Raw genomic sequence first — 23,207 nt, 5'->3', positions numbered from 1 at the left:
GCGACAGAGTTTTCGCCCGGGGCGGGGCCGAATGGGCTAAGACGAAGGCATGGACACGGTGCCCCACATCCTCATCGTCGACGACCACCGCGAGATCCGCGACGCGGTGAGCCGGTATCTCGAGCGCAACGGCTTCCGCGCCTCCAGCGCCCGCGATGCCGCCGAGATGGACGAGATGCTGCGCACCGGGCGCTACGATCTGATCGTGCTCGACGTGATGATGCCGGGCGAGGACGGGCTTTCGGTCTGCCGCCGGCTGAGCACCGAGGGCACGACGCCGATCCTGATGCTGACCGCGCTGGGGGAAGAGACCGACCGTATCGTCGGGCTGGAAGTGGGGGCCGACGACTACCTGCCCAAGCCCTTCAACCCGCGCGAATTGCTGGCCCGGATCAAGGCGATCCTGCGCCGGACCGACCGTCCGCCGCAGCAGGTCGGCGGCCCCGGCGGGCATGTCCTGCGCTTCGCCGGCTGGACGCTGGACACCGACACGCGGCGGCTGGTGGCCGAGGACGGGCGCGAGGAGGTGCTGACCACCGCCGATTTCCGCCTGCTGACGGTGCTGCTGGCGCGGCCGCGCTTCGTGCTCAGTCGCGATCAGTTGCTCGACCTGACCTCGGGGCGCAGCGCCCATGTCTTCGACCGCACCATCGACAACCAGATCAGTCGGCTGCGGCGCAAGATCGAGCGTGACCCTTCGGCCCCGGAAATCATCGTCATCGTGCGCGGCGGCGGCTACAGCCTGGCCACCGATGTGGTCCGCGAACCATGAGACGGCTGGTTCCCCGCACCCTGCGCGGCCGCTTGATCCTGCTGATCGTCGCGGCGCTGGCGGTTGCCCAGGCGATCACGCTTTGGCTGTTCATCGATCAACGCGCGCTGGCGGTGCGTTCGGCCCTGTCGCTCGAGGCGGCCGACCGGGCCGGCAACCTCGTGCGGCTGTTGGAGGACGCCCCCCCGCGCTGGTTCCCGAGATCCTGCGTGCCGCCAATTCGCCGCTGGTCCAGTTCTCGATTGCGGGCACTCCGACGGTCGACCACCTGAACCATGCCGGTCCGATGCATATCGCCAGCCGGATCCGGACGCTGCTCGGCGCGGACAACAACCGCGCCATCCGGGTCGAGCTGCATCAAAGCTCCGGTCCGATGCCGACGATGCCCGGCGCCTCGCCCGAGATGATGCGGATGCACGCGGCGATGAATGCCAGCCGGATGAGCGCGGTCGAGTTGTCGCTCTCGATCGAGCTGAAGGATGGGCGTTGGCTCAATATGGCCTCGCGCTTCCACGATCCGCCCTACCAGTGGGTCTCCTCCGAGATCGCCACCTTCGGCGTCACCGCCGCGCTGCTGGCGATCGTGCTCTGGCTGGCGCTCGGGCGGCTCGTGAGACCGCTGAAGCGATTGGCGGCAACCGCGGATCGCATCGGTCGCGGCGAGGAGGCCGGCCGGATCGACATCGACGGGCCCGAGGAGTTGCAGCAGCTCGCCGCCGCCTTCGCCGAGATGCAGGACCGGCTGCAGCGATTCGTCAGCGAACGCACCCGACTGCTCGGGGCGCTCGGGCACGATCTGCGCTCGCCGCTGACCGCGCTCAGGGTCCGGGCCGAGATGGTCGACGACGACGAGACCCGCGAGCGGATCATCGCGAGCATCGCCGAGATGCAGGAGATGGTGGAGGCGACACTGGCCTTCGCCCGGGGCATGGCGACGACGGAACCGGTCGAGACCGTCGCCCTGTCGCGTTTCCTCGGCGACATCGTCGCCGAGTTCCGCGAGGCGGGCGGCGAGGTGACGCTCGCGGGCGCGGAGGCCAGCCTGCGGCTGCGGCCCTACGCGATGCGGCGCGCGCTGCGGAACCTGATCGAGAATGCCCTGCGCTACGGGCGCCGCGCGCGGATCGCGACTGCGGTCGACAAGACCGAGGTGCGGATCGTCGTCGACGATGACGGCCCGGGCATCCCCGAAGACAGCCTCGACCGCGTCTTCGATCCCTTCGTCCGGCTCGAGGGTTCGCGGTCGCGCGAGACCGGCGGCACCGGGCTCGGCCTGTCGATCGCCCGCACCATCGTCCATGCCCATGGCGGTGAGGTCACGCTGAGCAATCGTCCCGAAGGCGGCCTGCGGGCCGAAATCCGGCTGCCGGTCGTCTCCGGCCAAATGCAGCAGGCGCAAGAGAAGGTCAGCCCGTAGTCGCACTCACGATTTGCCGATGACAAAGCCGGTTCGGCTGCCGCGGGGGACAGTAGGCGCCCGGAGAGATGAGCGGCGCACATCCCGTCAGCGCCGGATCTCCGGACGGCAGCGACCAGTTGCGACGCCTTAGCCATTTCCCTGCTGCCATCCCGCCTCCGCTTACAGCTTCAGCCGCCGCAGCCGCAGGGCGTTGCTGATAACCGAGACCGAGGACAGGCTCATCGCCGCCGCCGCGATCATCGGCGACAGCAGCAGGCCGAAGACCGGGTAGAGGATGCCCGCCGCCAGCGGCACGCCGAGGCTGTTGTAGACGAAGGCGAAGAACAGGTTCTGCTTGATGTTGCGCAGGGTCGCACGCGCCAGCTTGCGGGCGCGGACGAGGCCCGCGAGGTCGCCGCCCAGAAGGGTGATGCCGGCACTTTCCATCGCGACGTCGGCGCCGGTGCCCATGGCGATGCCGACATCCGCCGTGGCCAGCGCCGGGGCGTCGTTGACCCCGTCGCCCGCCATCGCGACATAGGCGCCGCGCTGGTGCAACTCGTCCACCAGCGCCGCCTTGTCGGCGGGCAGGACGCCGGCGCGCACCTCGTCCACGCCCAGCTTCTCGGCCACCGCCCGCGCCGTGCGCTCGTTGTCGCCGGTGGCCATGATGATTTTCAGCCCGGCGGCATGCAGGCCGCGGATCGCCCCCGCCGTCGTCGCCTTGATCGGGTCGGCGACGGCGATCAGGCCGGCGAGCGCCTCGTCCGCGGCGAGATACATCACCGTCTTGCCCTGTGTCCGCAGCGCGTCCGCCGTCTCGTCGGCCGAGGCCGGATCGAGGCCGAGGTCGCGCATCAGCGCCGGATTCCCCAACGCGATGTCGCGTCCCTCGATGCGGCCGCGCACGCCCTTGCCGGTGACGGCCTCGAAAGTCTCGACGCCGGGCAGCACCAGCCCGCGCGCCTGGGCGCCCGCCACGATTGCCTCGGCCAAAGGATGCTCCGAGCCGCGCTCGATCCCGGCGGCGAGCCGCAGCACCTCTTCCTCTACCGCTTCCAGCGCGATGACGTCGGTGAGCTTCGGCGCGCCTTCGGTCAATGTCCCGGTCTTGTCGACGATCACCGTGTCGACCCGCGCCATCCGCTCCAGCGCCTCGGCGTCCTTGATCAGCACCCCGGCCTGCGCCCCGCGCCCGGCCGCCGTGGTGATCGAGATCGGTGTCGCCAGGCCAAGTGCACAGGGGCAGGCGATGATCAGCACCGAGACGGCGGCGGCGATGGCGAAGGCCAGCGCCGGATCGGGGCCGAAGGCCAGCCAGACCACGAAGGCCAGGACGGCGGCGCCGACCACGGTGGGGACGAAGACGGCCGAGACCCGGTCGGCCAACCCCTGGATCGGCGCGCGCGAGCGCCGGGCATTCGAGACCATCGCCACGATCTGCGACAGCACCGTCTCGGCGCCGACCTTGCTCGCCTCGACGATCAGCGCGCCGGTGCCGTTGATCGTGCCGCCGGTCACCGCATCGCCGGGTCCCTTCTCGACCGGCATCGCCTCGCCGGTGATCATGCTCTCGTCGACCGAGGAATGGCCCTCGACCACCTCGGCATCGACCGGGACACTGTCGCCCGGCCGCACCCGCAGCCGGTCGCCGGCCATGACGTTCTCGAGCGGCGCGTCGTATTCGCTGCCGTCGGGCAGCACCCGCCGCGCCGTCTTGGGGGAGAGGTCGAGCAGGGCGCGGATCGCGTCACCGGTGCGCTCTCGCGCCCGCAGTTCCAGCACCTGGCCGACGAAGATCAGTGCGACGATCACCACCGAGGCCTCGAAATAGGTGCCGACACCTTCGGCGGAATGATATTGCGCCGGGAAGAGGCCGGGCAGGAAGGTGGCGACGATCGAATAGAGATAGGCCGCGCCGACGCCAAGCGAGATCAGCGTCCACATGTTGGGCGAACGGTTGAGGATCGACTGCCAGCCGCGCGCGAAGAACGGCAGCGCCGCCCAGAGCACGATGGGCGTGGCGAGGACGCATTCGACATAGCTTGCTGCCTGGTGGCCGAGCCAGTCGCGCAGCGGCAGCCCGACCATGCCGCCCATGGTCAGGATCACCAGTGGCACGGCGGCAGCAACACTGAACCACAGCCGGCGGGTGAAATCGGTCAGTTCGGTGCTCGGCTCCTGCGAGGGCAGCATCGGCTCCAGCGCCATGCCGCAGATCGGGCAGGCGCCGGGGGCGTCACGCACGATTTCCGGGTGCATCGGGCAGGTGTATTGCGTGCCCGGCGGGACGGAGGCCCCCTGTTTGGCGGCATTGCCCGAGGCGTAGAACCACGGATCGGCCCGGAATTTCTGCTGGCAGTCGTCCGAGCAGAAATGGAAGGTCTCGCCGCCGAAGTGCTCGGTTCGCGTCTCGGGTCCGACGGCGACCTGCATGCCGCAAACCGGGTCCGTCGCCGGTCTCGTTCCGGGGGCCGCGGGGCCAAGATGGTGATGGCTGTGGTCCGTCACTACGACCTCCTGTTGCCTGGAGCGCCTGGACGCCGAAGATGGTGTTTCCAGTGGCGGGAAGGTCAAGAGGGGACCTGAGAGGTGGTGCGGCGGGCCGCTCACGCAGCCCGCCGGCAGCGCCCGCCCTCAGTTATCCTCTTCCATGTGCTTCTTGATGTTCTCGGGGATATCGGCCTCCGAGAACTTCTTCTGCTCGGCCGGGGAATGGACGAAGGCGATGATGTCGGCCAGCTCCTGCCCGGTGAACTGGATCTGGGCACCGAGCTCGCTGTTCTGCATCGCGATCATCGCCGGGGCGCCGTGCCACATCTTGGCGGCGAAATCGAACGGGTCCATCGGCATCTTCATCGTGCTGGCGTCGAGCTTGGGCGCGTCGGTGCCGCCGACCCCGTTGATCGAGTGGCAGACGACGCAACCCTTCGAGGCGAAGAGGTGGCGGCCGGCAACCGGGTCCATCCGGGGCATGAACAGGCCGGGGCCCATCATCCCCTGGCCTTGCATGTTGCCCGACTGCTGGGCGCCGACCGGTGCCGCCAGGGCGAGAGCGGCAGCGATGGAGACCGCCGAGAGAAGTTGAAGTCGTTTCATGGTCATGATCCTTCATCTGATCCGTGCCCGGTGTCCGCGCCGTCGTGGCGGCACCGGTGCCAAAGGCCCTGCCGGGCCGGTGGAATGGGTCAGGTGAAGGTCCTGGGGGGCGGGTGGCGCAGCCGCTCGGTGCGGCCGGGCAGCAGGATGGACCGCTGTGGCGGGATCGTCGCGGGTGTCGGGCGGCTGAGCCAGGCGAGACGCGCGACCGGGATCACCGGCGGAGCGCAGAGCGAATGAGCGTGGTGCTGGCCGTGGTGGCAGCCGAGCAACGTGCCGGCGTCAGAGTGGGCCGGGCCCCGGGTTTGGCCCGAAAGCGCGAAGGCCGGACTGCCATCGGCGGTGTCGAGCGCGGCCGGGGCGTGGACGGCGAGCGTGAACAGGGTGAGCAGCAAACAGATCGTCCGCACCGCCCCGCTGAGCGGGCGGGATCGGATCGCTGCGAAGATGGAGCGTCGTGGCCGCATCGCTGTCCCCTTGCCGTCCCTGATGCCAGATCGCGACCGGGCGGGCCTTGACGTAGGTCAAGGGCCGTCCTGCGGCAATCTCTCCCGCCGGGCGATGTGCGAGAGCGGCTGACGCGGCGGGGCGGGGCTGCTATCGTCAGGGGCCGGGAGCGAAGGAGAGCGCATGGCGCTGCGGATGACATGGCTGCGATGGCTGGGGCCGATGCTGTTCGGCGGCCTGCTGCTGATTGCCCTGCAGGCGACCATGTCCCCGGCGCAGGCCCCGTCGATACCCGCCATGACCTGCGCGCCCATCTTTCCTCGCCGGCGGTCACAACCGTTGCCGAAGCGCAGTTGCCGTGCCACGGCCATGGCCCTTGTGCCCCGGCTGGCCAGTGCCGGAGGCGGTGGCCTGCGCGAGCGGATGTTCAGGGCTCGAACTGCTGGAGTGGTGGTGCCAGACGGTCAGTCATTTGGGCGTTCGCGGATGATCTGATCCGCGGCGAGGAATGTTGCGAGGCGGCGACGGGAGCTGACGCCCGGGGCTCCTGAACGCGCCGAATTGCCACAACCGCGCCGATGCCGAGGGGAGGTGTTCCGGCGCGGAATGGTCGGGCGCCCGTAAGCTCTCATGCCGAATGCGCATTTTGATCGCTTGAGCGGCAATGGCCCGGGGCTTCTTGCGACAGGCCGCGTCAGTGCAGCAGGCCCAGGGCGATCCAGGGCAGGAAGGTGACGGCGAGCAGGGAAAGCAGCATCATCACGATCCAGGGCAGCACCGCTCGGCAGATGAACCCGAACCGCTCTCCGAAGGCCGACATCGCGACGATAAGGTTCATGCCGAGCGGCGGGGTCAGGATGCCGATCTCGAGGTTGAGGACCATGATGATCCCGAGCTGCGTGGTCGAGAAACCGTAGCTCTGGGCCAGGGGCTGGAGCAGCGGCGCGGCGATCACGATGGCCGAGCTGGTATCCATGAAGCACCCCATCACCAGCAGCAGGGCGTTCACCGCGAGGATGAAGACCGTGCTGTCATGGACATGGGCCAGCGCCAGCGCGACCAGTTGTTCGGGGACCCGGTTCACCGTCAGCAGCAGGTTGATGCTGACCGCCACCGCGATCAGCGGGAACAACGCGCCCAGCAGCTTGCCGGCATCCACGCAGGTCTCGACGTAGTCGCGCGGGCCGAGCTCGCGATAGATGAAGCTCTCGACGAGCACGGCGTAGAGGATCGCGACGGCTGCGGCCTCGGTCGGCGAGAAGTAGCCCGAATAGATGCCGCCGAGCAGGATCACCGGCAGCAGGACGGCCCAGCCCCCCTGGCGCAGCGCCCGGCCAAGGGCGCGCGCGCTGAACCGGCCGCGCGGCTTGCTGCGGTTGGCCAGCACCGCGTAGAGGGTGAACAGCCCGGTCAGCAAGAGCCCCGGTCCGATGCCGGCGACGAAGAGGTCAGTGATCGAGCTCTCGGTGACGATGCCGTAGAGGATCATCGGCATCGACGGCGGAATGACGATGCCAAGCGTGCCGCCGGCACAGAGCGCGCCGATGGCGAAGCGCCGGGAATAGCCGTTTTCGAGCAGCGCCGGGTAGAGCACCGTGCCGACCGCCAGCATGGTCACGATCGACGAGCCCGAGATCGACGAGAAGGCGGCGCAGGACAGCACTGTCGCCATCGCCAGCCCGCCGGGAAAGGGGCGGGTCAGTTCGACGATGATCCCGATCAGGCGGCGGGCGATCTCACCCTGCCCCATGATCTGGCCGACAAGGACGAAGAGCGGCACGGCCAGAAGCAGCTCGCGATCCATCGAGGCCCAGACGTCCTCGACGAAATAGGCGATCTGGCCGTCGCCCCAGACGAGATGGGCGTAGACGGCGGCGGCCATCAGGATCAGCACGAGGTTGATCCGCAGCAGCAAGAGGCCCAGCAGGCCCACGATCAGCAGCGCGGCCGTCATTCGTCGGCGCTCCCCTCAACGGGCGCCAGCGACGGCCACAGCGCGTAACAGAAGTGCCGCAGCGCGCTGAAGGCGAAGCCCAGCGGCAAGGCCAGCTGGATCGGCCAGAGCGCCAGGCCGGTCACCTGGTTGCGCTCTCCGTAGCTGAAGGTCTCGACGACGAACTGAACCGCCGTCGCCGCGATCACCGTCAGGATCAGGCCCGAGACGAGTTGCCCGGCGCGGCGCACCGCGGGCTCCCAGACGGCGGGCACCAGGCCGTCGGCGAAGCGCGGCCGCAGGTGCCGGCCCGAGGCGGTGGCGAGGCCGAAGCCCGCCATCGCCGCGTAGATCAGCGCGTTGGTGGCGTAGATATTCGCCCCGAACAGGCCGGCCCCGAAGAACTCGCGCCCCAGCGTGTCGAGCAACAGCAGGCCTGTCATCAACACGTAGCCCAGGATCAGCACCCAGCGCTCGAGCCCGGTGATCGTGCGCAGCAGCGCCGCCGCCAATCGTTCCATCGCTTCTCCTCCCCCTGACCGGTCCGCCGGTCGGCGCTCCTCAGGCCGACCACCACAGCGCGTGGCTGTGCGGCGACAGGTTGATCGGAACATGCATCCGCACCTCCGGGTCAAGCAGCAGGAAGCGGTAGACGCACTCGCGCACCGTCCCTACATCGCCGCGCCCCCGCCCGGCCCAGTAGGGCCCGACCGCGAAGACCAGGTCATATTCCGCGCCGGCGGCAAGGTCTGCCGCCGGCACCTCGCGCTGCAACCGGCCCGCGGCATCGGTCCTATCCCGGAACAGCACCCGTCCGCTGGCGATATGGCGCAGGGTGACGGCAACGCCCTCGGCATGGATGCCCTCGACACCGTTGAGCACGTGAGTGGTCAGAACAGCCATTATTCGATCGACGCCTTGTCCCGCTTGTCAGAGGTCGCGGCAATGATCGGGGTGATCACGCCGCGGGTCTTGACGTTGACGCAGGCGGGCTTGCCGCTGGCCATCGCCCGGCCCAGCGCCGGAAGGATGTCTTCGCGCCTCGTCACCAGCTCGCCGTGACCGCCCAGCCCCTCGAACATGGTGTGGAACGGGATGTCGCGGAAATCGGTGGCGAAACGGGTGCCGGCGGCGAACAGCCGCTCCTGCTGCTGGCTGATGCAATCGAGACCGCCGTTATTGTCGATCACCACGGTGATCGGCAGCCCCTCCTGGAAACAGGTCTCGATCGACAAGCCGCCCGACAGGAAGGCGCCATCGCCCGAGATCAGCACGACATTGGCATCCGGGTGGGTATTCTTGGCGGCGAAGGCGAAGGAGACCCCGACCCCCAGCAGGCTGAAGCTGCCCGGGTGCAGCGTGCCCGCGACCCGGTGGCCCTCCCAGCCGGAGATATTGGTCGCGATCTCGGCCCAGAAATGCGTGTTGCCGCCGTCATAGACCAGCCAGTCCTTCGGCCCCAGCGCCGACTGCACGTCGAGCGAGAGCTGCAGCGGATGGATCGCCGCGCCGGTGCCGGCATCGACCCCGGGGCGCATCTTCTCCTTCCAGTCGCCGACCCAGGCGCGGCGCAGCGCGCGCTGGCGCTCGAACCACTCGGGCCAGGTCCGGCCGAGACCGGCCAGCGCGTCGAGGAAGGTGGCGGGATCGGACAGGAGCTGGAGATCCGCGGCGGCGTTGAGCTCTAGCTCCTCGTGGCTGCCGTTGACACAGACCAGCCGGCTTTCCGACGGGAAGAACGGCGGATTGCCAAAGCTCATCTGGTTGTCAAGCCGGCCACCGATCATCAGCACCAGGTCGGAGCCAAGGATGGCGGGTTTGGACGGCGGATACTGGTGGAAATCTGCCAGCCCCATGTAGGGCTCGGCGCCCTCGGGCAGCATCTTGCCATGGCCCGGCATCTTGTAGATCGGCAGGCGCAGCGCGGTGGCGACCTCGGCCAGGCGTGTCTCGGCGCGCGACCACCAGACGCCGTGGCCGATGACCACGACCGGCCGTTCGGCCGCGCGCAGCAGGTCGAGAACGCGCCCGAGCTGCGTCGGGTCGGGCCATGCCCGCGGAACCGGGCGGGCGGACCGGTCGAAGGGCCGCTCCTGTCGGCCGGCATTCTCGGGGAAGGACGAGAACATGATGTCGACCGGCAGGCTCAGATGCACCGCTCCGGGATAGCCGGTCGTGGCCGCCGTCCAGGCCCGGTCGACGAATTCGCCGATCCGTGCTCCGTCGGTGATCTGCACCGAGTATTTCGTCAGCGGCTTGGCGATGGCGACGTCGTCGATCTCCTTGAAGCCGCCGGCGCCCTGACGCTTGAGCGTCGAGGAGGAGGTGACGAAGATGATCGGCACCCGTTCGCCCCAGGCCTCCATCATCGCCGGCACCGCGTTGGCGAAGCCTTCGGGGCCGACCAGGCAGACCGCCGGCTTGCGGGTGATCCTGGTATGACCGTCGGCCAGGTGGCCCGCCACCTGCTCGTGGGGACAGTTCACCACCGGCAACTGGCATTCCATCATGCCTTCCAGGGCCGGGTTGCAGAAACCGCCTGACAGGGTGAAGACATGTTCGACCCCCTTTTCCTTCAACGCACGCGCCAGCAACGCCCCTCCGCGGAGCTTCGTCATTTCAGTCATGTGTCATCCGTCGGTTGTCGGTGATGTCGGGCGGCGCCCGCCGCGGCGGGCGCCGGGTTCAGTTGCAGTCAGCCTTCAACGCCTCGATCTTGGCGAGATAGGCGCGTTTGGACGGGCTGGCGTCCTTGAGGATCTCGTCCCAGGTGCCTTGCCCGGCCTTGCGCCACAGCGCCTTCTGCTCGGGGGTGGGGGTCGAGACGACCGCCCCGGCCGCCGTCACCTTGGCGATCACCTTCTTCTCGAAGCCGTCGAGCATCTTCTGCACCTTGGGATAGGCTATCGCATCGGCCGCATCGTGCAGGATCTTCTGCTGGTCGGGGCTGAGCTTCTTCCAGCTCCGCTCGCTGATCACGATGGCCGAGGTGTTCAGGTAGTGATGGACCTGGAGATAGTATTTCGAGATCCGCGCCTGCCCGGTCGAGGCCCAGAAGGCGAGCGCATTGTCCCCGCCCGAGACCAGGCCCGTCGACAGCGCCGAGGCGGTCTCGGCGGGCGCGATCGGCACCGGGTTGGCGCCGTAGGCCCTGAGCAGGATGTTGCTGACATTGAGCGGGTTGGAGCGGATCTTGCGGCCGGCGAGGTCGGACGGCACATGCACCGGCGTCGTGCTCGAGATGTTCATCCAGCCCACCGGCATGAAGGCGATGAACTCGCCCTTGCCGTCCAGCGCCGCGTTGGTCGCGGCGTCCAGCCTGGACATAACGCAGACCGACTGCGCTTCGCTATCGAAGAGATAGGGCAGAACCAGGACCCCGAGGTCGGGCGCGACCGAGGCCAGGTAGGGGATCGAGCCGGTATAGATGTCGAGCCGCCCGCGCAGCATCTGCGACAGGGTCTCGTCCATCGCGCCGAGTTGGCCGCTGGGGTAGAGTTCGATGTCGATATCGCCTTTCGACAAGTCGGCCACCCGGGTCTTCCATGCCTTCAGCATCCCCATCCAGACCGACTTCTCGGGCGCGGCGGTGGCCAATCGCAGGCTGACCGTTGCCGCCGGGGCGACGGGCGCCGTGGCGAACAGGGCAGCCGAGGCGATCAGCGCGGTGACCCCGGCGCGGAGTTTGGTTCGTTTCGACATGGTTCCTCCCTCTGTCTTCGGGGAGCCGCAGGTGTGGCCCTCGAACTCCAGCCACAGTAGGGGGCCGGGACAGGGCTGTCTGTCACCACAGTGACAGGGCCCGGCCCGGGCGGGGAGCGTCGCTTGACAACCGCGCCGCGCGGCGCGGAAAGTGCGACGATGACAGCGCAGCAGCCTCGGAACCCGACAGACTGGCCGGCAGCGGCCGTGCGCGACCTGATTCTGCGGCGTTCGACTGCCCTTGCGGCCCTCTCCCCCGAAACCATCGCCGCGATCGTCGCGGCCGGCCGGGTCGTCACGCTCCCCGGCGGCAGCCAGATCGCAACGCGCGAGAAGCGCCGCAACGAGGTCGCGATCATCCTCTCGGGAACGCTGCGCACCTATTCGATTTCACCAGATGGCCGGGAATACCGCATCTCGATTCAGGAGGCCGGAGACGTTCACGGGGTGCTGTCCTGCCTCGATGGCGCCGAGAGCCCCCATGACGCGGTTGCCGACACCGAGCTCTGCGTCCTGCAGATCCGGGAAACCGATCTGCGCAGGTTGATGGAGCGCCATGCTGATCTGCGCGAGGCGCTGCTGCAGATACTCTGCACCCGGCTGCGGCAATCTTTCGCGATGCTCGACAATTTCGCCATCGGTTCGCCACGCCTTCGCCTGGCGAACCGGCTGGTCGAACTGGCCTCGACACATGGCCGGAAGGTTCCGGCCGGGATCCTGCTCGATCTGCCGCTTACCCAGGATTCGCTTGGCGCGATGATCGGCCTGTCGCGCCAGAGAACGAACCTCCACCTCAAGGCCTTTGAGCGCGAGGGCCTGCTTGTCACGGATGGCGGGCGGATCGTAATTCGGAAGCTCGAGTTGCTGGTGGCGCAAGAATAGCGGCTCCGGCACCAGCCTCCCCGGGCCAGATTTGCTCCAGCTGGGCCGACGGGATGCGCCGCCTCGAGAGCATGCGCGCGTCGAAGAAGGCGGTCTCCTTGCCATCCTCGAAGAATTCTGACCAACGCTCCGCGAATTCATGCTTGGGGAGTTCCCGCTGCCGGCTGTCGTGCCCGTCCGGGTCGACCTTGTTCCCGCTCAAGGGGCCATGCCGTCGCGGTCTCGTTGGCGCCGAGAAATTGAGAGACCGGCCCCGAATTTGCAGGCAACAGACTCCCGCTGGCAGGTTCCGCACGGCATCGGCATCAGACTGCCGTGAACTGCGGAAGGTCGTCTGCTGTGCTCAAGGCGACACAGGGTTGCCCAAGTTCGCGGTCTCTGGTCAGCGAAAATGCCGAGACGCGACGGAGATGGCACCGGCCTCTTGATGAGAGCCGTGCTTCCCGGCAGCAAGGTTCATCAATCAACAGCGACGCTCTCCGCCCCGTGGGCCAGAGGGAGGATGGGTCTCAGCTCGCCGCTCAAATCAGTGGCGCTACGGCGTTCCGTCCGTTTCCCTCTTGTGCATGGCTTGACACTTCGGCTGGTCATGGATAGCGAGTAAGCACTCACAAACCGTGTGAATCATGCAAAAGCGCAAGTCAGCCGAGGACCGGAAGGCCGAGATCGTAGCGGCGGTGCTGCGTCTTGCCGATGAAATCGGGCCGGATCGGCTGACGACGAACGACGTCGCCCGGGCGGTGGGCCTGAGTCAGCCGGCGATCTTTCGTCATTTCGCGACCAAGGCCGATCTCTGGATCGCGGTGGCGGAGCGCATCACGGAAAAGCTCGATGCCGCGTGGAGAGCGGCGATGGGCAGCAACGGCGATCCCCAAAGCCGGCTTCGTGCCCTGGTGCAGGCGCAGCTTCAGCAGATCGCGGCGATGCCGGCGCTTCCGTTGATCCTGTTCTCGCGAGAATTGAACATCGACAATCCGCAGCTCCGCGGCGCCTTCCATGCCCTGCTGATGCGCTACCAGGGTTATCTGGTTCAGGTTCTTTCCGATTGGCAGGCCGAAGGGGGGCTGCGGCGTGATCTGACCCCGGAAGATGCCGCGACCTTCCTGACGTCGCTGGTGCAGGGCCTGGCGCTGCGCTGGGGCCTGGGCGCGCGCAGCATGGCGCTGGTCGATGAGGGAATGCGGCTGCTCGACCGTCAGCTCGCCATGTTCGAAGCGGACGGGCACTGACATGCGGGCAGGTCGGGGGATCACCAGCATCACCGGCGTCCTCGCGATGCTTTTCGGTGTCCTGACGGTCGCTTCTGGCGGCCGGGCCTTGTTCGGCGGCGCGGATATGGGGGCGGTGGTTCCCTTCGTGCTCTGGTTCAACTTCCTCGCCGGCTTTGCCTATGTCCTGGCCGGTCTGGGCCTGTGGCGCCGCCGCCCCTGGGCAGCACCGATGGCGCTGGCTCTTTTCGTCGCGACGGCGGCGGTCTTCGGCGCCTTCGGCCTGCATATGCTCGCCGGCCGTGCCTACGAGATGCGCACGCTCGGCGCGATGCTGTTGCGGACGGCGTTCTGGGCGGTCGCCGCGATCGTCGCGCGCCGCGGAAGGGCAGTGCCTCGCGCCGACTGAGCGCGGTCCCGCCGATCCGATGAAAGTCCCCCTCCGGGAGTTCCCGACCATTGACATGGCGGCGCGTCACAAATAGTTAGTGAGCAATAACTAACAGTGAAGCACCTTCGGGCGAACCACCCCTATGGACGTAACCGAGAGATTGACATGACCACTTCGTCTTTGCGGCGCCGAAAAGTGACACTGATCCTCGTCCTCGGGGCGCTGGCCGTGCTTCTGGCCTATGTCGCGCTCCGCTCGGGGCCGCTTGCGCCGGTCGCGGCGACGGAGGCGACGGTCGCGGCGCGTCCGATCCGGCCGGCCCTGTTCGGGATCGGCACCATCGAGGCGCGCCGCGTCTACAAGATCGGCCCCACCCAGGCCGGGCGTGTCGCGCAGATCGCTGTCGATGTCGGCGATCGGGTCTTCGCCGGGCAGCTCGTGGCCGAAATGGCCCAGGTCGATCTGCCGGATCGGCTGGCCGCGCAGGCGGCCACGGTGCGACGGGCCGAGGCGGCGCTGCAGGAGGCGAAGACCCGGCGCGAATTCGCCTCGGTCGAGGCGAGGCGCTACGAGCGCCTGTTCGCCGCGCATACGACCAGCGAAGAGAAACTGGCGACCCGTCGCCAGGAGTTGCGGCGTGCCGAGGCGGGGCTGGCTCAGGTCCAGGCCGAATTGGTCCAGGCCCGGGCCAACCTCCGCGCGCTGTCCGCTCAGGCCGACAACCTGCGGCTCCTGGCTCCGGCCGACGGGATCGTGACGGGGCGCGCGGCGGATCCGGGGATGGCCGTTGGCGCCGGTCAGAGCGTGATCGAGATCGTCGATCCCGCCAGCCTGTGGGTGAATGTCCGCGTCGACCAGGTTGCCGCGGGTGGGTTGAGGGCAGACCTGCCGGCGCGGATCGTTCTTCGTTCGCGCCGCGATCAGGCCTTCGCCGGCAAGGTTCTGCGGGTCGAGCCCCGGGCCGATCCGGTCACCGAGGAGTTGCTGGCGAAGGTGGTCTTCGACACGCCGCCCGCGCAACTTCCGCCGCTGGGGGAATTGGCCGAGGTCACCATTGAATTGCCCGGCTTGCCGGCCGCGCCGGTCGTGCCGAATGCTGCCCTCAGGCAGCACGACGGCGCAACCGGCGTCTGGCGCCTCGTCGACGGTGCGCCGCACTTCGTCGCGGTCACTCCCGGGGCAAGCGATCTGGAGGGCAATGTCCAGTTGCTCGACGGAGTCGGCGCGGGCGACCGGGTGGTCGTCTACAGCGAGAGGGCGCTGGGTCCGCAAAGCCGCATCCATATCGTCGATGCCCTGCCTGGGGGACGGCCATGATCAGCCTCGCCGGCCGCGACATCTTCCATTCCTGGGGCAAGTTCGTCTTCACCGGCGTCGGCCTTGGCCTGTTGATCGGCGTGACCCTGACGATGGCTGGCGTCTACCGCGGCATGGTCGACGACGGCAAGGCGCTGCTCGACAACAGCGGTGCCGATGTCTGGGTCGTCCAGCGCGACACGCTTGGCCCCTATGCGGAACCGTCGAGCCTTCCCGACGATCTCTACCGCTCTGTGCTGGCCGTGCCGGGCGTGGCCGCGGCGGCGAACGTGACCTACCTGACGATGCAGGTGCGCAGCGGAGCGCGCGACGTGCGCGCGATGATCGTCGGCATCGCGCCGGGCGGTGTCGGCGGATCGCCTGGCTGGCCGCCCTACCTGATCGCCGGGCGCCAGATCACCCGGGGTCATTACGAGGCCGTGGCCGACATCTCGACGGGGTTCCAACTGGGCGCGAAGATCCGGATCCGTCGCAACGATTACGACGTCGTCGGTCTCACCCGCCGGGTGGTCTCTTCGGCCGGCGATCCGATGATCTTCATCCCGCTCAAGGATGCGCAGGAGGCGCAATTCCTCAAGGATAACGACGCGATCTGGCAGAACCGGCGCCGGACCGAGGCGAACCCGGTGTTCAACCGTCCTACCGTGCCCGGCCTGCTGGACGCGGTGCAGGCGAGCCAGACCAGCAACACCTATGTCAACGCGGTTCTCGTCCGCCTCGACCGGGGCGCCGATCCCGACCGGGTTGCCGCCGAGATCCGGCGCTGGAAGCGGCTGACCGTCTACACCCGGGCCCAGATGGAGGAGATCCTGGTCGGCAAGCTGATCTCGACCTCGTCGCGCCAGATCGGGATGTTCCTGGTGATCCTCGCGGTGGTCAGCGCCGCCATCGTCGCCTTCATCATCTACACCCTGACGATGGACAAGATCCGCGAGATCGCGGTGCTCAAGCTGATCGGGACGCGCAACCGCACCATCGCGACGATGATCCTTCAGCAGGCGCTGGCCCTGGGTGCGATCGGCTTCTCGGTCGGAAAGATCACCGCGACCTTCGCGGCGCCGATCTTCCCGAAATACGTTCTGCTGATCCCGGGGGACAGTCTCGCCGGCTTCTTCGTGGTCATGGCGATCTGCGCGCTGGCCAGCGTCATCGCCATCCGGGTGGCGCTGCAGGTCGATCCGGCCGAGGCGATCGGGGGCTGAGATGGGCGGCAACGGCATCCATATCGAAGGGCTGCGCAAACGCTACGGGGCGGGCGACACCGCGGTCGACGCGCTCAAGGGCGTCGACATGCGGGTCGAGCCGGGCGAGGTGGTTGGCCTGATCGGCCCGTCCGGATCTGGCAAGAGCACGTTGCTCAAGTGCCTCGGCGCCGTGATCGACCCGACGGCGGGGCGCATGACGCTGGGCGACGAGGTGATCTACGCGGACGGCTGGCAGGTGCGCGACCTGCGGGCCTTGCGGCGCGACAAGATCGGCTTCGTCTTCCAGGCGCCCTATCTGATCCCGTTTCTCGACGTCACCGACAACGTGGCGCTTCTGCCGATGCTGGCCGGCGCGCCCAACGCCGAGGCGCGGCGCCGTGCCCTCGACCTGCTCGAGGCGCTCGACGTCCGCCACCGCGCGCGGGCGATGCCGTCGCAGCTTTCGGGCGGTGAACAGCAACGCGTCGCCATCGCCCGCGGACTCGTCAACCGTCCGCCGGTGATCCTGGCGGACGAGCCGACTGCGCCGCTCGACAGCCAGCGGGCGATGGCGGTGATGCGTATCCTCAATCAGATGGCCCGGCAGTTCGAAACCGCGATCGTCGTCGTCACCCATGACGAGAAGATCATCCCGACCTTCAAGCGCATCTATCACATCCGCGACGGCGTGACCCACGAGGAGGTGGGGGAGGGCCGGGCAATCGCATAGCAGGAACCGAAGCTCGGGTGCGACGGCATCATCGAAGTCTTCCTTCATCGTTGTCACGCCATCCTCGCCGGGCCCCGGCGCCCGGCGGTGTCGTGCCGCATGCAGCACAGGACATGTTGGCTTCAGATCAGGAAGAAGGCCACGGTCATCGCCACGCCGATCGCCGTGATGCCGCCGCGCAGCAGGCGCATGTCCGGGATCCGCCGCGCCAGCCATGCGCCGAGATAGCCGCCGGCGGTCGTGGCCGGCGCCATCAGCAAGGCCGCCGGCCACGAGATCAGCCCGGCAGTGATGTAGGTGACCACCGCGACGATCGACAGGACCGCCGAAAGCAGGTTCTTCAACCCGTTCATCCCGTGCAGGTCGCTGAACCCGAGCAGTCCGAAGACGGCGAGCAGCATGATCCCCAGCCCGCCGTTGAAATAGCCGCCGTAGAGCGAGACCGCGACCAGCGCCGCGGCGGAGACCGCCGGGCCGGCGGCTGGCACGCCGCGCCGCCGCAGCAAGGCCAGCAGGAAGGGTCCGGCCGCGAAGGCGGCGGTCGCCAGCAGCAGGAGCCAGGGCACCAGGGCCGAGAAGGCCTTGCCCGGGGTCAGCAGCAGCAGGCCGGCGCCGAGCAACCCGCCCAGGCACGCGCAGAGCATGACCGAGACCAGCGTCAATGCCCCCTCGGCCCGGACATGGTGGCGAAAGGCCCAGGCGCTGGACAGGTAGCCGGGCAGGGCCGAGAGCGTCGCGGTGGCATTGGCAGAGACCGGCGGGGCCCCGGCCCAGACCAGGGCCGGGAAGGTCAGGAAGGTGCCGCCGCCGGCGACGGCGTTGAGGATGCCGGCCGCGAAGCCGGCAGCGAGGATGGCGAATGTCGAGAACATGGAGGCCCCCTGTCTGAATCGGATTGCGCCTTCTGGTAGACCCGGGCATTGGTCTGCAAATTGGTCTGAACATGGGGCGGATGTGACGCGCAGCAGCAAAGACGACGCGCTGGTCCGATTGCGGGCCTGGATCGAGGCGGAGGGGCTTTCGGTCGGCGACCGGCTACCCGCCGAGCGCCGCCTGGCGAGCCGGATCGGCTGCAGCCGCGAGACCCTGCGCGCGGCGCTCGACAGGCTCGAGGCCGAGGGCGAGATCTGGCGCCATGTCGGCCAGGGCACCTTCCTCGGCCGCCGCCCGGCCGGACGGCCGCTGCGCGATCGGCTCCTGATCGAGGCGACCTCGCCGCGCGACTTGATGGACGCCCGGTTGCTGCTCGAACCGCAGGTCGCGGCGGCCGCAGCCCGCCGGGCCGGAGCCGACGACATCGGCCTGCTGGAGCACTGTGTGTCGGCCGGGCGGACGGCACGGGACCGTGCCGGCTGCGAACAGGCCGACAGCGCCTTTCACGGCGCCGTCGCCGGGGCGGCACGGAATCCCGTGCTCGGCGCCTTGCTGTCCTATCTCTCCGACGCCCGCCGCCGTGCCGCCTGGCAGCGCGAGTGGGATCGCACCTATCGGCGGATCGGGGTGACCGAGTTCACCGGGCTGCACAGCGACCAGCACGCTGAGGTCGTCGCGGCCATTGCACGGCGCGATGCGGCGGCGGCCGAGGCGGCGATGCGCCGACATCTCGAAACGATCGACGCGGCGATCTCGGGCGGGCAGCCCTCCGCCTGAGCCGGACCTTGGCCCCGGGGCCTCTCTGTTTCCGCTGCCGCGCGGCGTTGCTCACCGGTGGTGCGAACAGGCGAAAGCCTTCAATCCGTCATCCGGATGGCCTTGTAGGCGTGCCAGGTTCCATGGCCGAGGACGGGAAACAGGACGGCGAGCGGAACCAGGCCGCCGAGTGCCGAGAGCGCCAAGCCGGCGGCGACAATCGCGCCCCAGGCCAGCATCACCCGCAGGTTCCGGGCGGTCATGGCGAAGCTCAGACCCAGCGCCGTCAGGGCATCGCGCCTTTCGAAAGCGAGCATCGGGATCGCGAACACGCTGGTCGCGAAGGCGAAGGCGGCGAAAAGCGCGCCGACCCCGGTGCCGGTCACGACCAGGAGCCATCCGCGCGGCGTCGTCAGCACGTCGAGCAGCGCGGCCTCGGCGCCCGGAACCGGGGCGAGACCGAAGAACAGCGCGTAGAGAAGATCCGCGGCGCGGAGCCAGAACAAGACCAGCAGGCACAGCAGGAGGCCGGCATGGGCGAGCTGTCCGCCGGCGCGGGGGCGGATCAGCAGCATCTTTCCCAGCGTTGTCGTCTGTCCCGCAGCGCGGCGGCGGCTTTTCTCGTAGAGCCCGACCGCCAGGAACGGCCCGACGATCAGGAAGCCGGCGAGGGACGGCAGCGCCAGGAACAGCAGGCCCGTTCTCCAGAGTGCCGCGAGCACCCCGTAGGACAGGGCGAGCAGGGCCAGGCCATAGGCCAGGCTCGGCCCCGGCCTGTCGCGGAAATCGGTCCAGCCGGTGGCGAACCAGGCAAGTGCCGTGCGCGTGGGAAGGTTTCGGCCCAGGGCGGACGGCGGGCGCAGGGGCGGGCGCAGGGTCGGCAGCGGTTCGAGCATGTCGGTCCTTTCAACAGGCACGTTGGGCCGGCATCGGCCCGGCTTCGGTCGCGGTGCAGGCCGGCTGGCTTTGAACCGCCCTGACGATCAGATGGACATTCGCGGCGACGAACAGGGAGGCGCCTGCCAGCGCCCCGAGGAGGGCGAGGCGTATCTGCGCGCGGGCGGTCATTCCCGCCCCTGCGACGCGGTGGCGGACAGGCGGCTGACATAGAGCGCCAGCAGGTTGATCTGTTCCTCGGAAAGCCGCCGGTTCCACGACGGCATGACCCCCTGTCGCCCCGTCTTCAAGGTCCGCTCCACGGTGCTGATGTCCTGGCCATAGATCACCGATCGGTCGGTCAGCGACGGGGCGCCACTGCCCAGCCCTCCCGTGCCGCCCTCGCCGTGGCAGGCGGCGCAGTTCTCGGAAAAGAAGGCCGCTTCGGGACTGTCCGGATCGCTGTGACCGCCGGGAAGCGCGGCGACATAGGCCGCGAGCTTCCGGCGTTCGGAGTGGTCGACCCAGTCGAAGCTGGGCATCTGGGCGAAGCGAGTGTCGGGGTCGGTGCCATTGATGCCCAGACGCACCGTCTCGGCCACCGTCTTAGGGTCGCCGCCCCAGAGCCAGGTGCTGTCGGCCAGGTCGGGAAAGCCCGGCCCGCCCGTCGCCCGGGGGCCGTGGCAGGCGGCGCAGTTGTCGGCAAAGAGCCGGGCGGCGGCGGGCATGGCAAGGCGCATCAGCCCGGTATCGGCCTGCAGCGCGGCGAAGTCCGGCGTGGCGAAGCGCGTCAGCCAATCCTGCCGCCGCGCCGCGAGCTCGTGATAGCCGGCAACGGCCGCAGCGCCCTGATCGAGTCCCAGGACACCCTTGGTGTGGGTCCGTCCCAGGGGCCAGGCCGGCAGCAGCACCCAGGCGATCACCGCATAGGTGAAGGTGAGCGCCAGCGCCCAGATGACGATGCGCGGGAAGGGCGTGTTGAGCTCGCGAATGCCGTTCCAGACATGCCCGGTGGTTTCGTAGCCGGTCACCGGATCGATTTCGCCGGCGCCGTGCGCGTTTGGGCGGTCTCGGGTCATCTGGGGTCCTCCGGCTGGGGAATTGCCGCCTCGACCAGGATCGACCGCGCCGCCCGGTCATGGCGCGCGCGCGCCCCGGGCCGGTAGGCGCGCAGCAGGACGACCACGAAAAAGGCCATCATCCAGAGCAGGCCGAAGGTCTTTGCGATATAGACAAGCGTTTCGTGGGTCACGACGGGTCCCCGCGCTGCGTGCCGTAGGCCACCTGTGTCAGGGTGCCGAGCGCCTGCAGATAGGCGACCAGCGCGTCCATCTCGGTCAGCTCTGCCGGGTTGCCGTCGAAGGCGCGCAGGACGACGCGTTTGCCGTAGCGAAGCTGGACGGCCTCGGCGCCGTCGCTGTCGGGGCGGCTCTGGGCCAGCGCGTCGCGCTCGGCATTGGCGATCATCGCCTTGTCATAGGGCACGCCGAGCCTGGCCAGGGTGGCGAGCATCGCGCTCAACTGGCCCGTGTCGAGGGGGCGCAGCAGCCAGGGATAGGCGGGCATGATCGAAGCCGGCACGACGTCGCGCGGCTCGGTCAGGTGGGCGACATGCCAGGCGTCCGAATACTTGCCGCCGACCCGGGCAAGATCGGGTCCGGTCCGCTTGGAGCCCCACAGCATCGGGTGGTCGTAGGCCGACTCGGCCGCCAGCGAATAGGGGCCGTAGCGGTCGAGCTCGTCGCCGAGACTGCGGATCATCTGGCTGTGGCAGGCGTAGCAGCCCTCGCGGATGAAGATCTCGCGCCCGGCAAGCTCCAGCGGCGTGTAGGGCCGCAGATCGGCGGGCATCTTCACCGTGTCGGCGATGGTGAACAGCGGCGCGATCTCGACCAGGCCGCCGACCGAGGCCGCCAGAATGATCGTAGCAACCAGCGCCATCGACAGCTTCTCGAGATTGTAGTGCAGTCTGAGCATGGATCACTCCGCCGGTGCCAGTGCCGGTGCCGTGGCCAGGGGGCGATCATGGCCCGCGACCGGGGAAGAAGCCGCGCGCATCGTGGCGCGGCAGTTGAGGGCGCAGATCACCGTGCCGGTCAGGTAGAGCGCGCCGCCGATGGTGCGCAGCAGGTAATAGGGCGCCATCGCCTGCACCGATTGCAGGAAGCTGTAGGCCAGCGTGCCGTTCGCGGCATAGCTGCGCCACATCAGCCCCTGGGTGATGCCGGCGTTCCACATCGAGACGACGTAGATCAGCGTTCCCGCGATCGCGAGCCAGAAATGCCATTCGATCGCCCGCGGCCAGACCATGGTCTCGCGGCCGGCAAGCTTCGGCACCAGCGTGTAGAGCGCGCCGAAGATGATCATCGCGACCCAGCCCAGCGTGCCCGAATGCACGTGCCCCACCGTCCAGTCGGTGTAATGCGACAACGCGTTGACCGGCCGGATCGCAAGGAAGGAGCCCTCGAAGGTCGACAGGCCGTAGAAGACCGCCGCCACGAACATGAAGCGCAGCGTGGCGTCGTCGCGCACCTTGTGCCAGGCGCCGTTGAGCGTGGCGATGGCATTGCCGGCCGAGGCCCAGGACGGCACCAGCAGCATCACCGAGAAAGTCATGCCCAATGTCTGCACCCAGTAGGGCAGGGCGGTGTAATGCAGGTGGTGGGAGCCGACCCAGATGTAGAAGAAGACGATCCCCCAGAAGCTGACGATCGAGAGCCGGTAGGACCAAATCGGCCGCCCCGAGCGCACCGGCAGGAAGTAGTAGAGCATGCCGAGAAAGCCGGAGGTCAGGAAGAAGGCGACGGCGTTGTGGCCATACCACCACTGGACCATCGCATCCTGGACGCCCGACCAGATGGTGAAGCTCTTCGCCGCCGTGAAGCTGACCGGCAGGGCCAGGTTGTCGACGATGTGCAGCATCGCCACCACCAGGATGAAGGCCAGGTAATACCAGTTGGCGACGTAGATATGCGGCTCGTTGCGGCGCGCCAGCGTGCGGATGTAGAGCGCGAAATAGGTGATCCAGACCAGCACGAGCCAGAGGTCTGCATACCATTCCGCTTCGGCATACTCTTTCGACTGGGTGCTGCCCATCAGGTAGCCGGTGGTCGCCCAGACGCAGAACAGGTTGTAGCCGATCAGCACGACCCAGGGGCTGATCGAGTCGGCCAGCCGCGCCCGAGAGGTGCGTTGCAGCACGTAGAACGAGGTGGCGATCAATGCGTTGCCGCCGAAGCCGAAGATCACCCCGGTCGTGTGGACCGGCCGCAGCCGTCCGAAGCTCGTCCAGGGCAGCTTGGGCGTCGCCTCGGGCCAGAACAGCAACGCCGCGACCCAGACGCCGACCGCCATGCCGACCAGCGCCCAGACGAGGGTGGCCCCGATGCCGAACCGCGTCGGGGCGTCGTAGTAGCGACCAAGACGCTCCGGACCGGGGGCCGGATCGTAGAGCGCGCCGCCGATGGCGAAGACGAGGGCAAGCCCCAGCGTGCCGGCCATTGCCCCGTGAACGGCCATGACGCCGTGCCGGGCGAGGGCCGCCATCGCCCATCCCAGCAGGGCGAGCGCGGCGGCCAGAAAGAGCGCGATCCGGCGCTCTTCGAGGCTGAGAGACGTGATCATCAGGTGTTCCGATC

Annotated in this window: 26 protein-coding genes; 11 read left to right on the top strand and 15 right to left on the bottom strand. The window is 68.6% G+C overall.

Going from position 1 to position 23,207, the window contains the following annotated elements; translation table 11 throughout:
* The first annotated feature begins 49 nt into the window (after positions 1-49).
* Genes ACFOES_RS07680 through ACFOES_RS07670 form a run of 3 tightly spaced genes read left to right on the top strand, consistent with a single transcriptional unit; the run spans position 50 to position 2,189 of the window.
* Positions 50-772: a response regulator gene (locus tag ACFOES_RS07680; protein ID WP_377832617.1), complete on the top strand. Its 723-nt coding sequence runs from the start codon at positions 50-52 to the stop codon at positions 770-772.
* On the top strand, positions 769-1,044 hold the full coding sequence (locus ACFOES_RS07675; RefSeq protein WP_377832616.1) for a hypothetical protein: 276 nt from the start codon (positions 769-771) through the stop codon (positions 1,042-1,044). The genes ACFOES_RS07680 and ACFOES_RS07675 overlap by 4 nt, the downstream gene beginning before the upstream one ends.
* Before the next feature lie 14 nt (positions 1,045-1,058).
* Positions 1,059-2,189, top strand: a complete 1,131-nt coding sequence (locus tag ACFOES_RS07670; RefSeq protein ID WP_377832615.1) for an ATP-binding protein — start codon at positions 1,059-1,061, stop codon at positions 2,187-2,189.
* Between the two features lie 162 nt (positions 2,190-2,351).
* Here ACFOES_RS07670 and ACFOES_RS07665 read toward each other — a convergent pair whose 3' ends face one another.
* From ACFOES_RS07665 to ACFOES_RS07655, 3 genes are all read right to left on the bottom strand, one after another.
* On the bottom strand, positions 2,352-4,607 hold the full coding sequence (locus ACFOES_RS07665; protein WP_377832614.1) for a heavy metal translocating P-type ATPase: 2,256 nt from the start codon (positions 4,605-4,607) through the stop codon (positions 2,352-2,354).
* A gap of 201 nt (positions 4,608-4,808) precedes the next feature.
* Positions 4,809-5,270, bottom strand: a complete 462-nt coding sequence (locus ACFOES_RS07660; protein WP_377832613.1) for a c-type cytochrome — start codon at positions 5,268-5,270, stop codon at positions 4,809-4,811.
* Between the two features lie 89 nt (positions 5,271-5,359).
* On the bottom strand, positions 5,360-5,665 hold the full coding sequence (locus ACFOES_RS07655) for a hypothetical protein (RefSeq protein ID WP_377832612.1): 306 nt from the start codon (positions 5,663-5,665) through the stop codon (positions 5,360-5,362).
* 235 nt (positions 5,666-5,900) lie between these two features.
* Here ACFOES_RS07655 and ACFOES_RS07650 point away from each other — a divergent pair, with 235 nt between their 5' ends.
* Positions 5,901-6,212: a hypothetical protein gene (locus ACFOES_RS07650; protein ID WP_377832611.1), complete on the top strand. Its 312-nt coding sequence runs from the start codon at positions 5,901-5,903 to the stop codon at positions 6,210-6,212.
* Between the two features lie 199 nt (positions 6,213-6,411).
* On the opposite strand, the gene ACFOES_RS07645 is transcribed toward ACFOES_RS07650, so the two are convergent.
* From ACFOES_RS07645 to ACFOES_RS07625, 5 genes are all read right to left on the bottom strand, one after another.
* Positions 6,412-7,671 (bottom strand): TRAP transporter large permease, encoded by a 1,260-nt coding sequence (locus ACFOES_RS07645; protein ID WP_377832610.1) that lies wholly within the window; start codon positions 7,669-7,671, stop codon positions 6,412-6,414.
* On the bottom strand, positions 7,668-8,171 hold the full coding sequence (locus ACFOES_RS07640; RefSeq protein WP_377832609.1) for a TRAP transporter small permease: 504 nt from the start codon (positions 8,169-8,171) through the stop codon (positions 7,668-7,670). The genes ACFOES_RS07645 and ACFOES_RS07640 overlap by 4 nt, the downstream gene beginning before the upstream one ends.
* 40 nt (positions 8,172-8,211) lie before the next feature.
* Positions 8,212-8,553 (bottom strand): hydroxyisourate hydrolase, encoded by a 342-nt coding sequence (locus ACFOES_RS07635; RefSeq protein WP_377832608.1) that lies wholly within the window; start codon positions 8,551-8,553, stop codon positions 8,212-8,214.
* The gene (locus ACFOES_RS07630) at positions 8,553-10,268 is read right to left on the bottom strand and encodes a thiamine pyrophosphate-binding protein (protein WP_377832607.1); all 1,716 of its coding nucleotides are present in this window, start codon (positions 10,266-10,268) and stop codon (positions 8,553-8,555) included. The genes ACFOES_RS07635 and ACFOES_RS07630 overlap by 1 nt, the downstream gene beginning before the upstream one ends.
* Positions 10,269-10,335: 67 nt before the next feature.
* Positions 10,336-11,352: a TRAP transporter substrate-binding protein gene (locus ACFOES_RS07625; protein ID WP_377832606.1), complete on the bottom strand. Its 1,017-nt coding sequence runs from the start codon at positions 11,350-11,352 to the stop codon at positions 10,336-10,338.
* A 159-nt stretch (positions 11,353-11,511) separates the two neighbouring features.
* Between ACFOES_RS07625 and ACFOES_RS07620 the strand changes: the two genes are divergently transcribed.
* The 6 genes from ACFOES_RS07620 to ACFOES_RS07595 all read left to right on the top strand — a co-directional run bounded on the left by ACFOES_RS07620 (position 11,512) and on the right by ACFOES_RS07595 (position 17,064).
* A complete protein-coding gene (locus ACFOES_RS07620) occupies positions 11,512-12,234 on the top strand; it encodes a Crp/Fnr family transcriptional regulator (RefSeq protein ID WP_377832605.1) in 723 nt (240 codons plus the stop codon).
* A 626-nt stretch (positions 12,235-12,860) separates the two neighbouring features.
* A complete protein-coding gene (locus ACFOES_RS07615; protein ID WP_377832604.1) occupies positions 12,861-13,463 on the top strand; it encodes a TetR/AcrR family transcriptional regulator in 603 nt (200 codons plus the stop codon).
* 1 nt (position 13,464) lies between these two features.
* Complete coding sequence (locus ACFOES_RS07610) at positions 13,465-13,851, top strand: hypothetical protein (RefSeq protein WP_377832603.1); 387 nt, start codon at positions 13,465-13,467, stop codon at positions 13,849-13,851.
* A 177-nt stretch (positions 13,852-14,028) separates the two neighbouring features.
* Positions 14,029-15,150, top strand: coding sequence for an efflux RND transporter periplasmic adaptor subunit (locus ACFOES_RS07605; protein ID WP_377832602.1), 1,122 nt, complete (start codon positions 14,029-14,031; stop codon positions 15,148-15,150).
* Positions 15,147-16,352 carry an ABC transporter permease gene (locus ACFOES_RS07600; RefSeq protein WP_377832601.1) on the top strand — a complete coding sequence of 402 codons (1,206 nt, stop codon included), beginning with the start codon at positions 15,147-15,149 and terminating at the stop codon, positions 16,350-16,352. Before ACFOES_RS07605 ends, ACFOES_RS07600 begins: the two co-directional genes overlap by 4 nt.
* A 1-nt stretch (position 16,353) precedes the next feature.
* Positions 16,354-17,064: an ABC transporter ATP-binding protein gene (locus tag ACFOES_RS07595; protein WP_377832600.1), complete on the top strand. Its 711-nt coding sequence runs from the start codon at positions 16,354-16,356 to the stop codon at positions 17,062-17,064.
* Between the two features lie 122 nt (positions 17,065-17,186).
* Here ACFOES_RS07595 and ACFOES_RS07590 read toward each other — a convergent pair whose 3' ends face one another.
* Positions 17,187-17,936, bottom strand: a complete 750-nt coding sequence (locus tag ACFOES_RS07590) for a sulfite exporter TauE/SafE family protein (RefSeq protein ID WP_377832599.1) — start codon at positions 17,934-17,936, stop codon at positions 17,187-17,189.
* Positions 17,937-18,018: 82 nt separating this feature from the next.
* Between ACFOES_RS07590 and ACFOES_RS07585 the strand changes: the two genes are divergently transcribed.
* The gene (locus ACFOES_RS07585; protein ID WP_377832598.1) at positions 18,019-18,714 is read left to right on the top strand and encodes a FadR/GntR family transcriptional regulator; all 696 of its coding nucleotides are present in this window, start codon (positions 18,019-18,021) and stop codon (positions 18,712-18,714) included.
* Positions 18,715-18,794: 80 nt separating this feature from the next.
* Here ACFOES_RS07585 and ACFOES_RS07580 read toward each other — a convergent pair whose 3' ends face one another.
* From ACFOES_RS07580 to ccoN, 6 genes are read right to left on the bottom strand one after another with little or no spacing between them, the layout of a single operon-like run.
* The gene (locus ACFOES_RS07580) at positions 18,795-19,589 is read right to left on the bottom strand and encodes a DUF2189 domain-containing protein (protein WP_377832597.1); all 795 of its coding nucleotides are present in this window, start codon (positions 19,587-19,589) and stop codon (positions 18,795-18,797) included.
* A gap of 10 nt (positions 19,590-19,599) precedes the next feature.
* Complete coding sequence (locus tag ACFOES_RS07575) at positions 19,600-19,761, bottom strand: hypothetical protein (RefSeq protein WP_377832596.1); 162 nt, start codon at positions 19,759-19,761, stop codon at positions 19,600-19,602.
* Complete coding sequence (ccoP, locus tag ACFOES_RS07570; protein WP_377832595.1) at positions 19,758-20,648, bottom strand: cytochrome-c oxidase, cbb3-type subunit III; 891 nt, start codon at positions 20,646-20,648, stop codon at positions 19,758-19,760. Before ccoP ends, ACFOES_RS07575 begins: the two co-directional genes overlap by 4 nt.
* Positions 20,645-20,821: a cbb3-type cytochrome c oxidase subunit 3 gene (locus ACFOES_RS07565; RefSeq protein WP_377832594.1), complete on the bottom strand. Its 177-nt coding sequence runs from the start codon at positions 20,819-20,821 to the stop codon at positions 20,645-20,647. The genes ccoP and ACFOES_RS07565 overlap by 4 nt, the downstream gene beginning before the upstream one ends.
* A complete protein-coding gene (gene ccoO / locus ACFOES_RS07560) occupies positions 20,818-21,546 on the bottom strand; it encodes a cytochrome-c oxidase, cbb3-type subunit II (protein WP_377832593.1) in 729 nt (242 codons plus the stop codon). The genes ACFOES_RS07565 and ccoO overlap by 4 nt, the downstream gene beginning before the upstream one ends.
* 3 nt (positions 21,547-21,549) lie before the next feature.
* Positions 21,550-23,193, bottom strand: coding sequence for a cytochrome-c oxidase, cbb3-type subunit I (ccoN, locus tag ACFOES_RS07555; RefSeq protein WP_377832592.1), 1,644 nt, complete (start codon positions 23,191-23,193; stop codon positions 21,550-21,552).
* Positions 23,194-23,207 lie beyond the last annotated feature (14 nt).

The sequence above is a fragment of the Acidimangrovimonas pyrenivorans genome (assembly GCF_042643245.1).
GTDB classification, from domain to species: Bacteria; Pseudomonadota; Alphaproteobacteria; order Rhodobacterales; family Rhodobacteraceae; genus Acidimangrovimonas; species Acidimangrovimonas pyrenivorans.
This window is presented reverse-complemented; position numbering and strand designations above follow the sequence as displayed.

Excerpts from the sequence above, each read along its gene's own strand:
- ACFOES_RS07680 (WP_377832617.1), top strand. The coding sequence starts at position 50 with ATGGACACGGTGCCCCACATCCTCATCGTCGACGACCACCGCGAGATC.
- ACFOES_RS07675 (WP_377832616.1), top strand. The coding sequence starts at position 769 with ATGAGACGGCTGGTTCCCCGCACCCTGCGCGGCCGCTTGATCCTGCTG.
- ACFOES_RS07670 (WP_377832615.1), top strand. The coding sequence starts at position 1,059 with ATGCATATCGCCAGCCGGATCCGGACGCTGCTCGGCGCGGACAACAAC.
- ACFOES_RS07665 (WP_377832614.1), bottom strand. The coding sequence starts at position 4,607 with ATGCAGGTCGCCGTCGGACCCGAGACGCGAACCGAGCACTTCGGCGGC.
- ACFOES_RS07660 (WP_377832613.1), bottom strand. The coding sequence starts at position 5,270 with ATGAAACGACTTCAACTTCTCTCGGCGGTCTCCATCGCTGCCGCTCTC.
- ACFOES_RS07650 (WP_377832611.1), top strand. The coding sequence starts at position 5,901 with ATGGCGCTGCGGATGACATGGCTGCGATGGCTGGGGCCGATGCTGTTC.
- ACFOES_RS07645 (WP_377832610.1), bottom strand. The coding sequence starts at position 7,671 with ATGACGGCCGCGCTGCTGATCGTGGGCCTGCTGGGCCTCTTGCTGCTG.
- ACFOES_RS07640 (WP_377832609.1), bottom strand. The coding sequence starts at position 8,171 with ATGGAACGATTGGCGGCGGCGCTGCTGCGCACGATCACCGGGCTCGAG.
- ACFOES_RS07635 (WP_377832608.1), bottom strand. The coding sequence starts at position 8,553 with ATGGCTGTTCTGACCACTCACGTGCTCAACGGTGTCGAGGGCATCCAT.
- ACFOES_RS07630 (WP_377832607.1), bottom strand. The coding sequence starts at position 10,268 with ATGACGAAGCTCCGCGGAGGGGCGTTGCTGGCGCGTGCGTTGAAGGAA.
- ACFOES_RS07625 (WP_377832606.1), bottom strand. The coding sequence starts at position 11,352 with ATGTCGAAACGAACCAAACTCCGCGCCGGGGTCACCGCGCTGATCGCC.
- ACFOES_RS07620 (WP_377832605.1), top strand. The coding sequence starts at position 11,512 with ATGACAGCGCAGCAGCCTCGGAACCCGACAGACTGGCCGGCAGCGGCC.
- ACFOES_RS07615 (WP_377832604.1), top strand. The coding sequence starts at position 12,861 with ATGCAAAAGCGCAAGTCAGCCGAGGACCGGAAGGCCGAGATCGTAGCG.
- ACFOES_RS07610 (WP_377832603.1), top strand. The coding sequence starts at position 13,465 with ATGCGGGCAGGTCGGGGGATCACCAGCATCACCGGCGTCCTCGCGATG.
- ACFOES_RS07600 (WP_377832601.1), top strand. The coding sequence starts at position 15,147 with ATGATCAGCCTCGCCGGCCGCGACATCTTCCATTCCTGGGGCAAGTTC.
- ACFOES_RS07595 (WP_377832600.1), top strand. The coding sequence starts at position 16,354 with ATGGGCGGCAACGGCATCCATATCGAAGGGCTGCGCAAACGCTACGGG.
- ACFOES_RS07590 (WP_377832599.1), bottom strand. The coding sequence starts at position 17,936 with ATGTTCTCGACATTCGCCATCCTCGCTGCCGGCTTCGCGGCCGGCATC.
- ACFOES_RS07580 (WP_377832597.1), bottom strand. The coding sequence starts at position 19,589 with ATGCTCGAACCGCTGCCGACCCTGCGCCCGCCCCTGCGCCCGCCGTCC.
- ACFOES_RS07575 (WP_377832596.1), bottom strand. The coding sequence starts at position 19,761 with ATGACCGCCCGCGCGCAGATACGCCTCGCCCTCCTCGGGGCGCTGGCA.
- ccoP (WP_377832595.1), bottom strand. The coding sequence starts at position 20,648 with ATGACCCGAGACCGCCCAAACGCGCACGGCGCCGGCGAAATCGATCCG.
- ccoO (WP_377832593.1), bottom strand. The coding sequence starts at position 21,546 with ATGCTCAGACTGCACTACAATCTCGAGAAGCTGTCGATGGCGCTGGTT.
- ccoN (WP_377832592.1), bottom strand. The coding sequence starts at position 23,193 with ATGATCACGTCTCTCAGCCTCGAAGAGCGCCGGATCGCGCTCTTTCTG.